Source organism: Ruegeria sp. (genome assembly GCF_040830605.1).
GTDB lineage: Bacteria > Pseudomonadota > Alphaproteobacteria > Rhodobacterales > Rhodobacteraceae > Ruegeria.
In genome coordinates this window covers 69665-82872 of record NZ_JBFOMD010000009.1, presented here as the reverse complement: position 1 = coordinate 82872, position 13208 = coordinate 69665, and the positions used below count along the sequence as shown (strand labels likewise).

The following is a 13208-nucleotide window of genomic DNA, read 5'->3' as shown; positions in this document are numbered from 1 at the left end:
CCCCGTTCATGACATCGGCGCGCGGCAGGTCAAGGGGGAATTGCCCTAACCCTGCGTGGGTTTATGGGCGTCATAGGCCGCTTCAAGCTCGCCGCGCAGGAAATCGGCGAAAAGCAGCGGTGGGAACCGGGGGCTTCCTGTTCCCGGGAGCGGCTCAATCACGGTGTTCACATGCGGATCGTAGAAAAACGGGCAACTATACCGCTCACGGCCGGAGCGGTTGATGACCCGGTGCGGGGTGGACAAGAGGCGCCCGTTGCTCATGCGATGCAGCATGTCGCCTACATTAACTACGAAACTGCCGGGGCGCTTCGGTACATCCACCCACGCTCCCCCTGGGGTCTTTACCTGCAGCCCGCCCACATCGTCCTGCGCCAGCAGGGTAAGACAGCCGAAATCCGTATGGGGGGCCGAGCCATAGAGGTCATCCGGGCTGGCCTGCGGTTGCGGAGGGTAATGCAGCAGACGCAGCCATGTGGTCGGTGCTCCGAACGCGTCGAGCGCAGAGAAATCAGCGATCTCAGCCGCTTGCAGGGCGATCTTCATCAATCTCAACCCCAGTCCAGACATGGCCGCGGTATAGGCCTCAAGCGTCTCGCGAAAGCCCGGCAGGTCGGGCCAGCGATTGGGGCCCGAAAGGTACACATCCGGATCCGCCGCCGCATCCTCGCGCATCATCATGAAGCTGGCGGATTGGTTGGGCTTGGTCACATCGGCGATGGTCGAATTTACATCCGTGGAGGTATTGATCGGGATGTAACCGCGATGGGTGTGATCGACGGCTATGGCCATCTTCTCGGCCAGCGGCAGCGCGTGGAACCGGTGTGAGGCATCGAACACGCCCTCGACCAGCGCCGGATCGACACCGTGGTCTTCGATATAGCCAAAGCCGGTGGTGCCGTATGCGGCACGGAACTCGGTTGCGATCTTGGCATCGGGGCGGTCGCCCAGCCGGATGACGGGGATTTCTATGAATTCGGTCATGGGGCTCTTGTTCGTTTACGGGAAGGTCAGGGGCAAAAAAGACGCCCAGCGCTAACCCGCAAACCGTTTCCGGCGGTGGCCGTAATGGCGCGCCAGGGTCACGCGGCGCGGCAAAGGGGAGAGGCTCCGTGTCATGCCCCGATCAGTGGCGCGATACGCGCGGCGCGTCAAGGGTGTTGCGCGGGGGCTGCAGAGCTTTGCCTGGTTGAATTGGTCGCAGGTCAGGTTTGGGCGCTTAACCCCTTGGGACTCAACGTGCTAAAGAGACACAAATCGGCGGCTGCCCCGAATTCGACCCGGGCAGCCGCGCAGAACTACCGTTTCGTCTGTCGATGACCGGATGACCCACGATGCGATTTTCAAACCCCGCGGGAGGCCCAAATGAAGAAAATCTCGAACAAGGCATATGAGGCAGAACTCGCCCGGCTTCAGATCGAACTGGTAAAGCTCCAGGAATGGGTCAAGAACACGGGCCACCGGGTTGCCATCGTCTTTGAGGGGCGGGATGCAGCGGGCAAGGGCGGGACCATCAAGCGCATCACCGAGGCCATGAACCCTCGGATCTGTCAAGTCGTCGCGCTTCCGGCGCCGACCGAGCGGGAAAAGTCGCAATGGTATTTTCAGAGATATGTCGCGCATCTGCCAGCCGCTGGCGAGATCATCATCTTTGACCGCTCGTGGTACAACCGGGCCGGTGTCGAGCGCGTGATGGGGTTTTGCACCGATGAGGAATACAAGGAATTCATGCGTAGTTGCCCGGAATTCGAGCGGATGCTGGTCCGCGCAGGCATTCAACTGATCAAATATTGGTTTTCGGTCAGCGACGAAGAGCAGGAACGCCGGTTTCAGAAACGGCTCACCGATCCCACCAAGCAGTGGAAGCTCAGCCCGATGGATTTGGAAAGCAGGAAGCGCTGGGTGGATTATTCCAAGGCCAAGGACGACATGTTCTCACACACTGACATCAAGCAGGCGCCTTGGTATGTGGTGAATTCCGATGTAAAGAAACACGCCCGGCTGAATTGCATCAGCCACCTTCTGTCACTGATACCTTACGAGGAGATCGAGCGTTCAAAAGTGGTGCTTGAAGACCGCCCGCCGCAGCGGGGTTATGTCAGGCCGCCAATTGATGATCAGACCTTCGTGCCTGAGGTTCACTCGAAGCTTGTTTAGCGGTTCCCGACCAGTGCTTTAGTACCCTTCGATCTCGCCGCCCTGTTGCCAGGGTTTGACAAGATTGCCAAAACGGGTGAACTGCGCCTCGAAGGAGAGCTCGACCGTGCCGATGGGGCCGTGGCGTTGCTTGCCGACGATGACCTCGGCTTTGCCGTGCAGCCGCTCCATCGCGGTCTTCCATTCTTCCATCTTTTCCAACTCATGGTCGCCGGGCTTTTCGCGTTCCTTGTAGTATTCCTCGCGGAACACGAACATCACCACGTCGGCATCCTGCTCGATCGAGCCTGATTCCCTGAGGTCGCTGAGTTGCGGCCGTTTGTCGTCACGGTTTTCTACCTGACGGCTGAGCTGCGAGAGCGCGACGACAGGGATGTTCAGCTCCTTGGCAATCGCTTTCATCCCCATGGAAATCTCGGCGATCTCGTTCACCCGATTCTCCGCCATGCCCCGGCAGAGCTGTAGGTAGTCGATCACCAGCAGGTCCAATCCATGGGTCCGTTTCAGCCGCCGCGCCCGTGCTGCAAGCTGCGAGATCGGCAGGGCCGGGGTATCGTCGATGAAGAGCGGGCAGGCCTCCAACTCCTTGGCGGCATTGACGAAACGGCGGAACTCGGATTCCGTCATGTCGCCCTGACGGATCTTGTGGGACGAAATCTCCGACGCCTCGGCCAGAACCCGGCCTGCCAGTTGCTCGGCGCTCATCTCCAATGAAAAGAACCCCACGACGCCGCCATCGACCGCGCCTTCGGAGCCGTCCGGTTTCTGCCCGCGCTTGTAGGATTTGGCCACATTGAAGGCGATGTTGGTTGCCAGCGAGGTTTTGCCCATCGACGGGCGCCCGGCCAGGATGATTAGGTCCGAGGGGTGCAGGCCGCCCAACTGCTTGTCCAGATCGGCCAGCCCGGTGGAAATTCCCGCCATGCCGCCGCCGCGCTGATACGCTTCGTTGGTGACGTTGACCGCCTCGGTGACCGCCTTTAGGAAGGATTGGAACCCCTGTTCGGTTTGTCCTTGCTCAGAGAGCTGATAGAGCTGCTGCTCGGCTTCGACAATCTGTTCTTTGGGTTCCGAGGCCACATCGACCCGTGCCGCCTTGTCCGAGATGTCGCGGCCCAGCCGGATCAGCTCGCGTCGGATGGCGAGGTCATAAATCATCTGCGCATAGTCGCGGATGGCAAAGGCGCTGATCGAGGCCCCGGCGAGGTTGACCAGATAGGCCGCCCCGCCCAGTTCTTTCAGCCCCTCATCCTCGGCCATGAAGGATTTGAGCGTGACGGGTGAGGCCAGCGCGTTCTTGGCGATGCGCGCCGCCGCCACCTCCCAGATGCGGGAATGCACCGGATCGTAGAAATGCTCCGGCCCGATGATCTGGGCCACCCGATCGTATAGATCGTTGTTTGTCAGTACGGCCCCCAGAAGCTGCTGCTCTGCCTCCACCGAGTGGGGCATCGTGTCGGCATTCTGGATCTGGGCCGGAGCCTGCTCGAAATTGCTTATCTCGTTCATTCTAGTCCCCGCCGTCTGGGTGTAGCTTCTACACCTGCGGCTGCGCCTCCCGCCATCTGGAAATCCCTGTGGCTAAGTGGCGGCCCGCATCGGGATAACTCTGTGGATTTGATTATTGGTGTTTGGAGTATGGTACATCATGTGGCCCATGTCGCAAAGGCCACAAGATTTTGGTTTCGCGAGCGCGAATCGGGGCGGGTTGTCCCCAAAGCGCTCACAGGCGCTCAGGCGGGTTTATTTGCTTCCTGCCAGGCGCGCGGATCGTTCAAGAAGGCCTCGACCCCATCCAGTGTTTCCTGATCGAAAACACCCTGCGCCTTGGCCTCGGCCAGCACGTCCCACCAGGTGCACAGGTGGTGCAGTTGCACGCCGTGATCGCCCAGCGTCTTCTCGGTCTCGGGGAAGATGCCGTAGTAGAAGATCACTGCCGTATGCCCGCAGGTGGCGCCAGTGTCGCGGATGGCATCGACAAAGCTGAGTTTCGAGCCACCGTCGGTGGTCAGATCCTCGACCAGCAGCACCCGTTGTCCTTCGCTCATCGCGCCTTCGATCCGGGCATTGCGACCGTACCCTTTCGGTTTCTTCCGAACGTAGGTCATCGGCAGCGCCATGCGCTCGGCCACAAAAGCGGCAAAGGGGATGCCAGCAGTCTCGCCGCCCGCGATATTGTCGAACGCTTCGAAACCGGCGTTGCGCATCACAGTGACGGTCAGGAAATCCATAAGCGTCGAGCGGATGCGCGGGTAGGAGATCAGCTTGCGGCAGTCGATATAGGTCGGGCTGGGCAGCCCGCTAGCCAGCGTGAACGGCTCGCGCGCATTGAAATGCACCGCCTTGATTTCCAAAAGCATCCGCGCAGTCAGGCGGGCGATTTCGGTGGCGTCGGGGTAGCTGGAAGGGATCATGCTCACATCCTCGGTTCTGGGGCGGAGGATGCGGGAGCCTCCGGCGGGAGTATTTGTCAAAAAGATGAAGTCAGGCCACGCGCCAGTGCAGCGGGAAGCCCGGGTCGAACACGGTCACCGGGCCATCGCCTGTGTCGATCTTGTCAGGGTAGGTCGCGGGCGCGCCCTTGGTCAGGGTGATCGTGTCTTCGTTCACCGGCAAACGATAGAAGGCCGGGCCGTTAAGGGAGGTGAAGCCTTCGAGCTTGTCTAGGGCGTTCTCCCGTTCGAACATCTCGGCCACCAGCGACATGCAGTTGGTGGCGGTGAAGCATCCGGCGCAGCCACAGGCGCTTTCCTTGTTGGGATCGGTATGCGGCGCGCTGTCGGTGCCAAGAAAGAACCGCGCGTCGCCAGAGGTGGCGGCGGCCAGCAGGGCGAGGCGGTGATCCTCGCGCTTGGCCACGGGCAGGCAGTAGTAGTGCGGTTTGATCCCGCCCACCAAGATGTGGTTGCGGTTGATGATCAGGTGATGGGCGGTGATGGTCGCGCCCAGATCGGTGTCGTTGGCCTTGACGTAATCCACGCCGTTGGCGGTAGTGATATGCTCCATCACCACCCGCAGGCCCGGTGTCGCCTTGCGGATCGGGTCGAGAACCCGGTCGATGAACACCGCCTCGCGGTCGAAGATATCAATGTCGGCGTCGGTGACCTCGCCATGCACGCAAAGCGGCAGGCCAATCTCGGCCATCTTCTCGAGCACGCCACGCACCTTGTCGAAATCCTGCACGCCCGAGGCCGAGTTGGTGGTCGCGCCCGCAGGATAAAGCTTGACCGCCTTGACCAGCCCGCTGTCACGGGCGGCGGCGACATCCCGCGCGTCGGTGTCCTCGGTCAAGTAGAGCGTCATGAGCGGCTCGAACGACATGCCCTCGGGCAGGTTGGCCAGGATACGGTCGCGATAGGCGGCGGCCTGCGCACCGGTCACCACCGGCGGAACCAGGTTGGGCATGATGATCGCACGGGCAAAATGGCGCGCGGTTTCGGGCAGGACGGCCTGCAGCATCGCGTCATCGCGCAGGTGCAGGTGCCAGTCGTCGGGGCGGCGGATCGTGAGGCTCTGGGTCATGACGCCCGGCTAACACAGCTCTTGAGGCCGGGAAAGACCTGCGCCAAGGGGCGAGGCAATTTGCGCCGCTAGCGGGTCGCGGAATAGGGAAGCAGAATTTCCCGGTTTTCCATCGCGGTTTTGAGCCTGGCCATTTGGCGGCGGAACCGTTTCACCCGGCGGCGGCGCGGCATCCGCGCAATTGTGTCACGACAGAGCAGATATTTGAGATAGTGCCGATTCTCGCGATTCAGCCGGGCCAGGAGTTTCAGCAAGTAGTCGATATTGTTCCGACGGGCCCGGTAGAGGCGATGAAATACATCTGTTGTCAGCTTTCCGGTCGCCGCGAGATCCAGCGCGGGCTCAAGAATACTCATCTGCTGCAGGCTGTGTTCCAACGCCTCGCCCATATTGGGCATCCGCAACAGGGTCACATTCTGGCGCGCCATCATCGCGGCATGTATTGCGTCTGGTTTCTCAGACGGGTCGTACAGGACAAATGCCTGGGCCGCGGCATCCAGCATGTGCGGGGCAAACCCGTACCTGTCGGTAAACGATATCCGGCGCGCATCGCGAAATCTGGTGTCCCATCCGCACAGGCGCGGGTCTAGCGTGGCCTGTGGTTGAATGGCCAGCACCGTCGCACCGGGGGCCGCGACGGAAAAGACTGCGGCGGCATACCCGCAGGAACCGCTGCCATAGAAAAGGATCTGTTCGAAATCGTCGAACAATCCGGAGTCAGTCAGATGGTCGAAGAGGGCAAAGACGCTCTGATCGCGGAACCACGTAGTGCCAAGAGAGACCACCGCCAGATGCGACCAATCCTTCGCCTCGGCAAACGCGCGGATAGTGGACTGAGGCATTTCTGATGTGGGGGCGGAGTCCTGAGCTACTTCGAACGAAACCAACAGGGTGTCGCCGCGTCTGGAGAACATACAGGAGTGCTTGTCGCCCAGCGAGTGTACCTCTCCCTCGGGCAGATACACATCTGACGGATCTTCCATCCAGCCATCAAGGCCCGGCCCTTTCAAGGGGCCGTCAACATCACTTAACTCGTCACGCATATTCAACTCGTAATCTCCGGGCCACTGGGGCGCCGGAGTTTCATTGTAAGCGGGGGAATGTGGCCAAATTGGGCAAATCCTACGGTGCTTTCTGGTGGTTTTGTCATTTGTTATCTGGGATTTGACGAGATTTGTGGGCACTTATGGGTAAACCACACCTCACGGGACTTTTCTTTCGATCTTCTTGGAGCTGCGCCAATACTCAGCAGATCCCCGCCCCGCTTCGGGTTTCGGATTGCCTTGCCAAAACACATCAATGCCGCATGTCACTTGCAGACACCCGCCCTTGACCTGTCGTGCAGGCCGTGACCTCTTGGGCGCAACAACAAGGAGAGACCATGAGCCAGCCGCAATCGATCGACGCCGTGCAGGATCTGCTGGGCGCCCAAGGCTATGTCTGCGGTCGGGCGCTGGCCACAGTGGTGTTTCTGGCGCTCAAACTGGGACGACCTCTGTTTCTCGAGGGCGAGGCGGGTGTCGGCAAAACCGAGATCGCCAAGGCACTGGCCGCCGGCCTGAACCGGCGCTTGATCCGGCTGCAATGTTACGAGGGGTTGGACGCTGCTTCTGCGGTTTATGAATGGAACTTCCAGGCGCAGATGGTCGCGATCCGCACCGCCGAGGCCGCGGGCAGCGCCGACCGCACGGCACTGCAGACGGAACTTTTCTCCGACGAGTTCCTTGTCGAGCGCCCGCTGCTGCAGGCCATGCGCCCGGACGAGAACGGCGCGCCGGTGCTGCTGATCGACGAACTCGACCGCACCGATGAGCCCTTCGAGGCTTTCCTGCTCGAAGCGCTCTCCGATTTCCAGGTCACCATCCCCGAGCTTGGCACCGTCACGGCGCCCGAACCGCCCATCGTCGTGGTGACCTCCAACCGCACGCGCGAGGTGCACGACGCGCTCAAGCGCCGCTGCCTCTATCACTGGGTCGACTACCCCGACTTCGACCGCGAGGTGGAAATCCTGCACGCCCGCGCGCCCGAAGCCGCCGAAACCCTCAGCCGCGAAGTGGTGGCATTCGTCCAGAAGCTGCGCACCGAGGATCTGTTCAAGAAACCCGGTGTGGCCGAAACCATCGACTGGGCGAAATGCCTGTTGGCGCTGGATGTAATCAACCTCAGCCCCGAGGTGATCGGCGACACGCTGGGCGCGATCCTGAAATACCAGGACGATATCCAGAAGCTGCAGGGTTCCGAAGCCAAACGCATTCTGGATCAGGCCAAGGCAGAGTTGGAACTGGCCTGATGCTTCATCTTTTCGGAAATACTCCGGGGGTATGGGGGCAGAGCCCCCATGAAGACGATGCCTGAACACCTGCCCCTCGATATCCCCGACGATCCGAAACTGGCCCACAACATCACCCATTTCGCCCGTGCCCTGCGCAAGGCGGGCCTGTCGATCGGGACGGGCCGGGTGATCGACGCCATCCGCGCGGTCGAGGCGGCTGGGTTCACCGAGAGACGCGATTTCTACTGGACCCTGCATGCCTGTTTCGTGAACCGGCCCGAGCACCGCGCCGTCTTCGCCCAGATCTTTCGCCTTTACTGGCGCGACCCACGCTATCTGGAGCACATGATGTCGATGATGCTCCCCGCCATCCGCGGCGCACAGGAAGAACGCAATGCACAAGCCGCCGAGAAACGCGCCGCCGAGGCGCTGCTCGACGGCGTGCAACGCGACCTGCCGGAGATTGAGGAACAGCAAGGCGGGACCGAGATCGAGGTCGACGCCTCGCTCACCATGTCCTCCGAGGAACGGCTGCGCACGCTGGATTTCGAACAGATGAGCACCGACGAGATCGCGCAGGCCAAACGGATGCTCGCGCGCCTCAAACTGCCGGTACAGCCGATCCCGTCGCGCCGGGCACAGGCCAGCCATCTGGGTCACCGCATCGACCGCGCCCGCACCTTGCGCGCCGCCATGCGACAGGGGGGCGAACTGCGCGACATCGCTCGCAGCGTGCCGCGCCCGCGCTGGCCCAATCTGGTGGTGCTCTGCGACATTTCGGGCTCGATGAGCCAGTACAGCCGGATCATCCTGCATTTTCTGCACGCGGTCTCGAACGCGCGGGGTGCAGGCTGGGCGCGGGTTCATGCCTTTACCTTCGGCACCCGTCTCACCAACATCACCCGCCATCTGGCGACCCGCGATGTGGACGCCGCCCTTGCCGCCGCCGGGGCCGAGGCACAGGACTGGGAGGGTGGCACCCGCATCGGCCAATGCCTGCACGACTTCAACCGCGACTGGTCGCGCCGGGTCATGGGGCAGGGCGCCGTGGTGCTGCTGATCACCGACGGGCTAGACCGTGATGATCCCGATCAACTCGCTCGCGAGATGGATCGCCTGCACCTGTCGGCACGCCGTCTGATCTGGTTGAACCCGCTGCTTCGGTGGGAAGGCTTCGCGCCTAAGGCGCGGGGAATTTCAGCGATGCTGCCGCATGTGGACAGCTTTCGGGCGGGCCATTCCATCGCGTCGCTGGAAGAGCTTGCCGGGGTCATCTCACGCCCGGACGATGTCGGCGAAAAAGCCCGGCTGCTGGCGCGTCTCTCGGCCTGACCTTAAGAACTTTCTCTTGATTTACGGTGAATTGAGTTGCTTTTTTCCCACTGGCTCAAGATTGACAGGCCGCGCCGACATATCTCAGCATTCGAATTGTGTGATGTTGCACGGTAACGAGGGACAGAAATGGAAAACCTGATTGCTCAGATTGTTGGTGGTGCGCTTGGCGGGACCGCGGGCGGCAAGGTGTCACCCGGAAACTCCATGGGGAACACGGGGAATTTGATCGCTGGTGCGATCGGTGGTGTTGGCGGCGGTCAGTTGCTAGGCGGCTTGCTGGGTGCGGCTGGGGGCGACGCAGCTGGCGGCATGGATATCGGCGCGATGCTTGGCAATCTGGTTGGCGGCGGCGTCGCGGGTATGGTTGTGCAGGTCGTTGTCGGAATGGTGATGAAGAAGATGCGCGGCTGAGCGCTGTCACATCTGAGGTGCAGCCAGTCAGGTCCGTGCCAACCGGTTTGATCTAAATCATTCCAATTTCAGAATGTGAAATATATTCTGTTTCGCGAATGTAAGATTCGCGAAAGGAAACGCCATGCCTCTGAACTGGAAAACCGGGGGGCTGCTGCTGGGACTTGTGTTCTTTGCCGCCGTCCTGCTGGTCAAGCCCATCGGGGTCTCAACCCAATTCGTCATCCTCGACGGGATCGTCGCCGACGCGGTCAATCCCGACCTGGTGACCAAAACTGACGAGGGCTATAGCTCGACCAACGCCTATCTGGCCAAGTCCGGCGGCAAATACGCCAAGTCGGTCGCCAACCCGCTGAACTATTCCTTTGTCTTCGTGATCGCCATGATGGCGGGCGGGCTTCTGTCCGCTCTCGCGCGTGGCGGCATCCCCGCCGATGACCGCTGGGTCCCGGCCCTCTGGCAGGCCAATTTCGGCGATTGCCGCATCAAGCGTTCGGTGGCGACCTTTGTGGGCGGCTTCGTGGTTCTCTACGGCGCCCGACTAGCGGGTGGCTGCACCTCGGGCCACATGATGTCGGGCATGATGCAGACCGCGCTCTCGGGCTACATCTTCGCCGCCGGGGCCTTTGCCGCCGCCATCCCCGTTTCCCTGATGCTGTTCCGGAAGGAGGTCTAAGCCATGACCACGATCCTGCTTGCCATCGTCATCGGCGCCGCCTTCGGTGCGGTGCTGGACCGGGTGGGGGCCTCGAACCCCTCCTACATCAACACGATGTTGAACCTGACCAACCTCAACCTCGCCAAGGCGATCCTGCTGGCCATCGGCACCGGCTCGGTGCTGATGTTCGGCGGCCAGATGCTGGGACTGGTCGATGTCGGTCACATGTCGGTCAAGACCGCCTATCTGGGCGTGTTCCTCGGCGGGCTGTTGTTGGGCGCGGGCTGGGCGCTGTCGGGCTATTGCCCCGGTACCGGCGTGGTTGCCGCCGCCTCGGGCCGCAAGGACGCGCTGTTCTTCATCGCCGGCGGGTTGCTGGGGGCTGCGGCTTACATGATCAGCTACCCGGCGTGGAAGGCCTTGGGCCTGCTCGACAAGATTGCGGGCGGCAAGGTAACGCTGGGGACCGTTCCGGGCGCCAAGTATGAGGGGCTGACCGCGCTGCCCGGCGACATTCTGGGCATCGTGCTGGGGCTGGGCTTCATCGCGCTGGCCTTTGCCTTGCCCGAGCGGCTGATGGGCCAGCCCGCGCAGACCCAACCGGCGGAATAGGCCTCACCCGATACGCGTGGCCACTTCGCTATCATACCGGCCACGCGCCTGCGGTCCGGCGACCCCGTGTTCCCGCCGGACCGCTTTTCTTTGTCCGAATCCTCCTTATGTTGAACCCCAGCACCCGGGAGGAGCTCATGCAGAGATTCGACAACAGCCCCGAAACCGCGCTCGCCTGGCACCGCAAGGGCATCGGTGCGGCCCTGGCCACGGTGGTCGAAACCTGGGGCAGCGCTCCGCGCCGGGTAGGGGCGCAGTTGGTTATCGGTGGCGACGGGCGGATCGAGGGCTCGGTCTCGGGCGGTTGCGTCGAAGGCGCGGTGATCGTCGAGGCGCTGGAGGCCATCGAAGAGGGCGACGCGCGGCTCTTGGAATTCGGCGTCAGTGACGAGGACGCCTTTGCCGTCGGGCTCGCCTGCGGTGGCACGATCCGGGTTCTGGTGGAGCCGGTCGGCCCGGTCCTGCCCGAGGCGATGCTGGCCGATCTGGTATCCGCCCGCAAAACCCGGGAGGCGCTGGCCTATGAGGTCAACATGGAGACCGGCCACCGTGCCCTGAAACGCGGCGCGTACCCGGACCGGATGCGGATGGATCGCTCGGGCTTCGAAGAGGACGCCCAGACTTTCGTGGCCGTCCACAACCCGCCCTTGCGGTTGATCGTGGTCGGCGCCGTGCATATTGCGCAGGCGCTGGTGCCGATGGCGCGGATCGCGGGCTATGACCCGGTGATCATCGACCCGCGCGAGGCCTTCGCCTCACAGGCGCGCTTTCCCGGCGAAAAGATCCTTACTGACTGGCCGGATGAGGCGGTGGCGCAACTGGGCCTCGACCCGCGCACGGCTCTGGTGCTGTTGGCCCATGATCCCAAGCTGGACGACCCCGCTTTGGCCGCCGCGCTCAAGGCGGATGTGTTCTATATCGGTGCGCTGGGTTCGACCCGGACCCATGCCAAGCGGGTGGAGCGGATGACGCAAGCCGGGTTCACGACTGAGCAGATTGGCCGCATTCACGGACCCATCGGCCTCGATATCGGGGCGGCGGGCCCGTCCGAGATCGCGGTGGCGATCCTGGCGCAGATGACGGCGGTTCTGCGGGGCAAGGCATGAAATTCGGCCCCGCGCCGGTGGCGCAGGCCGGGGGCGCCATCCTTGCCCATTCGGTGCAGACCAACGCCCGGAAACTGCGCAAGGGCCTGACTTTGGAGCCCGCCCATCTCGCCGCGCTCACCGAGGCAGGCATCGCCGAGGTCATCGTGGCAAGGATGGAGCCCGGCGATTGCCATGAAAACGAGGCCGTGCAGATGCTCGCCGACGCGCTTGCCCCCGATCCGGCGGCGGCAAATCTGCGCGTCACCGAGCCCTTCACGGGCCGGGTCAACTTTCTGGCCGATGGTCCGGGCGTGGTCGAGCTCGACATCGCTGCTATCGAGCGCTTCAATCAGGTTCACCCGATGATCACCGTGGCGACCGTGCCGCAGTATCAGCAGATGGGGCAGGGCGGTATGGTGGCGACGATCAAGGTGATTTCCTACGCCGTGCCGCGTGCGGATGTAGAGCGAGCCGTGGCCGCCGCCCAAGACGCAATCCGGCTGGTCACTCCCGTACACGACACGGCGGCGCTGGTTATCACCGACATCCCCGGCGGCCCGCCCAACGAAAAGGGCATCGCCGCCATCAAGGGCCGCGTCGAAGCACTGGGGATGGAGCTGAGCGACATCCGCACCGTCCCGCACCGGGCACCAGAACTGGCGCAAGCGGTCGCGGCGGTGGCGGGCGACATGGTGATGATCCTCACCGGCTCGGCCACCTCCGACCCGCATGATGTGGCCCCCAGCGCAGTGCGCGCGGCGGGGGGCGAGGTGGACCGGTTCGGCATGCCCGTCGATCCCGGCAACCTGCTGTTTCTGGGGCAACTCGGCCCGCGCCCGGTGATCGGCCTGCCGGGCTGCGCGCGCTCACCGGCGCTCAACGGTGCCGACTGGGTGCTGTCGCGCGTGGCCTGCGGAATTGCCACCACGGGGGCGGATATTGCGGCGATGGGGGTGGGCGGGTTGCTCAAGGAAATCCCGACCCGGCCACAGCCGCGCGCCGGGAAAAAGGCGTGACGTAACGGCACTTTGGACGCCCGCCACTGTCGACTTAAGTCGTAGTCGTTGCCTGCAACCGCTTGGGGGATATCGAGAAATATTTTTGTTCTCAAACGATTTTTGCCGTGTTTAACTCGACCCCAAGGACAGAATAA

13 protein-coding genes are annotated in these 13208 nt (G+C 62.7%); 8 read left to right on the top strand and 5 right to left on the bottom strand.

From position 1 onward, the window contains the following. Window positions 1-45 precede the first annotated feature (45 nt). Window positions 46-984: an isopenicillin N synthase family dioxygenase gene (locus AB3N21_RS14325; protein WP_367935850.1), complete on the bottom strand. Its 939-nt coding sequence runs from the start codon at window positions 982-984 to the stop codon at window positions 46-48. A 381-nt stretch (window positions 985-1365) separates the two neighbouring features. On the opposite strand from AB3N21_RS14325, the gene ppk2 reads away from it, so the two are divergent. Next, window positions 1366-2157, top strand: coding sequence for a polyphosphate kinase 2 (gene ppk2, locus AB3N21_RS14320; protein WP_367935849.1), 792 nt, complete (start codon window positions 1366-1368; stop codon window positions 2155-2157). An 18-nt stretch (window positions 2158-2175) separates the two neighbouring features. Here ppk2 and AB3N21_RS14315 read toward each other — a convergent pair whose 3' ends face one another. The 4 genes from AB3N21_RS14315 to AB3N21_RS14300 form a co-directional block, all read right to left on the bottom strand. After that, complete coding sequence (locus tag AB3N21_RS14315) at window positions 2176-3666, bottom strand: replicative DNA helicase (protein ID WP_367935848.1); 1491 nt, start codon at window positions 3664-3666, stop codon at window positions 2176-2178. Window positions 3667-3890: 224 nt separating this feature from the next. Continuing rightward, entirely contained in the window at window positions 3891-4571 is a 681-nt protein-coding gene (locus AB3N21_RS14310; protein ID WP_367935847.1) for an orotate phosphoribosyltransferase, read from the bottom strand. Window positions 4572-4641: 70 nt separating this feature from the next. Continuing rightward, window positions 4642-5679: a dihydroorotase gene (gene pyrC / locus AB3N21_RS14305; protein ID WP_367935846.1), complete on the bottom strand. Its 1038-nt coding sequence runs from the start codon at window positions 5677-5679 to the stop codon at window positions 4642-4644. A 68-nt stretch (window positions 5680-5747) separates the two neighbouring features. After that, a complete protein-coding gene (locus tag AB3N21_RS14300) occupies window positions 5748-6662 on the bottom strand; it encodes a phosphoadenosine phosphosulfate reductase (protein ID WP_367935845.1) in 915 nt (304 codons plus the stop codon). A 398-nt stretch (window positions 6663-7060) separates the two neighbouring features. On the opposite strand from AB3N21_RS14300, the gene AB3N21_RS14295 reads away from it, so the two are divergent. From AB3N21_RS14295 to AB3N21_RS14265, 7 genes are all read left to right on the top strand, one after another. Beyond that, a complete protein-coding gene (locus AB3N21_RS14295) occupies window positions 7061-7969 on the top strand; it encodes an AAA family ATPase (protein ID WP_367935844.1) in 909 nt (302 codons plus the stop codon). Between the two features lie 57 nt (window positions 7970-8026). Further along, window positions 8027-9283, top strand: coding sequence for a VWA domain-containing protein (locus tag AB3N21_RS14290; RefSeq protein ID WP_367936140.1), 1257 nt, complete (start codon window positions 8027-8029; stop codon window positions 9281-9283). A 129-nt stretch (window positions 9284-9412) separates the two neighbouring features. After that, complete coding sequence (locus tag AB3N21_RS14285; protein ID WP_367935843.1) at window positions 9413-9697, top strand: hypothetical protein; 285 nt, start codon at window positions 9413-9415, stop codon at window positions 9695-9697. Window positions 9698-9821: 124 nt separating this feature from the next. Beyond that, window positions 9822-10373, top strand: coding sequence for a YeeE/YedE thiosulfate transporter family protein (locus AB3N21_RS14280; RefSeq protein WP_367935842.1), 552 nt, complete (start codon window positions 9822-9824; stop codon window positions 10371-10373). 3 nt (window positions 10374-10376) lie between these two features. Next, complete coding sequence (locus AB3N21_RS14275; protein ID WP_367935841.1) at window positions 10377-10967, top strand: DUF6691 family protein; 591 nt, start codon at window positions 10377-10379, stop codon at window positions 10965-10967. 137 nt (window positions 10968-11104) lie between these two features. Then, a complete protein-coding gene (locus AB3N21_RS14270) occupies window positions 11105-12073 on the top strand; it encodes an XdhC family protein (protein WP_367935840.1) in 969 nt (322 codons plus the stop codon). After that, entirely contained in the window at window positions 12070-13071 is a 1002-nt protein-coding gene (locus AB3N21_RS14265; RefSeq protein WP_367935839.1) for a molybdopterin-binding protein, read from the top strand. Before AB3N21_RS14270 ends, AB3N21_RS14265 begins: the two co-directional genes overlap by 4 nt. Window positions 13072-13208 lie beyond the last annotated feature (137 nt).

Bases quoted from the DNA above. Each gene is read 5' to 3' on its own strand.
- AB3N21_RS14325 (WP_367935850.1), bottom strand. From the start codon at position 984: ATGACCGAATTCATAGAAATCCCCGTCATCCGGCTGGGCGACCGCCCC.
- ppk2 (WP_367935849.1), top strand. From the start codon at position 1,366: ATGAAGAAAATCTCGAACAAGGCATATGAGGCAGAACTCGCCCGGCTT.
- AB3N21_RS14315 (WP_367935848.1), bottom strand. From the start codon at position 3,666: ATGAACGAGATAAGCAATTTCGAGCAGGCTCCGGCCCAGATCCAGAAT.
- AB3N21_RS14310 (WP_367935847.1), bottom strand. From the start codon at position 4,571: ATGATCCCTTCCAGCTACCCCGACGCCACCGAAATCGCCCGCCTGACT.
- pyrC (WP_367935846.1), bottom strand. From the start codon at position 5,679: ATGACCCAGAGCCTCACGATCCGCCGCCCCGACGACTGGCACCTGCAC.
- AB3N21_RS14300 (WP_367935845.1), bottom strand. From the start codon at position 6,662: ATGGAAGATCCGTCAGATGTGTATCTGCCCGAGGGAGAGGTACACTCG.
- AB3N21_RS14295 (WP_367935844.1), top strand. From the start codon at position 7,061: ATGAGCCAGCCGCAATCGATCGACGCCGTGCAGGATCTGCTGGGCGCC.
- AB3N21_RS14290 (WP_367936140.1), top strand. From the start codon at position 8,027: ATGCCTGAACACCTGCCCCTCGATATCCCCGACGATCCGAAACTGGCC.
- AB3N21_RS14285 (WP_367935843.1), top strand. From the start codon at position 9,413: ATGGAAAACCTGATTGCTCAGATTGTTGGTGGTGCGCTTGGCGGGACC.
- AB3N21_RS14280 (WP_367935842.1), top strand. From the start codon at position 9,822: ATGCCTCTGAACTGGAAAACCGGGGGGCTGCTGCTGGGACTTGTGTTC.
- AB3N21_RS14275 (WP_367935841.1), top strand. From the start codon at position 10,377: ATGACCACGATCCTGCTTGCCATCGTCATCGGCGCCGCCTTCGGTGCG.
- AB3N21_RS14270 (WP_367935840.1), top strand. From the start codon at position 11,105: ATGCAGAGATTCGACAACAGCCCCGAAACCGCGCTCGCCTGGCACCGC.
- AB3N21_RS14265 (WP_367935839.1), top strand. From the start codon at position 12,070: ATGAAATTCGGCCCCGCGCCGGTGGCGCAGGCCGGGGGCGCCATCCTT.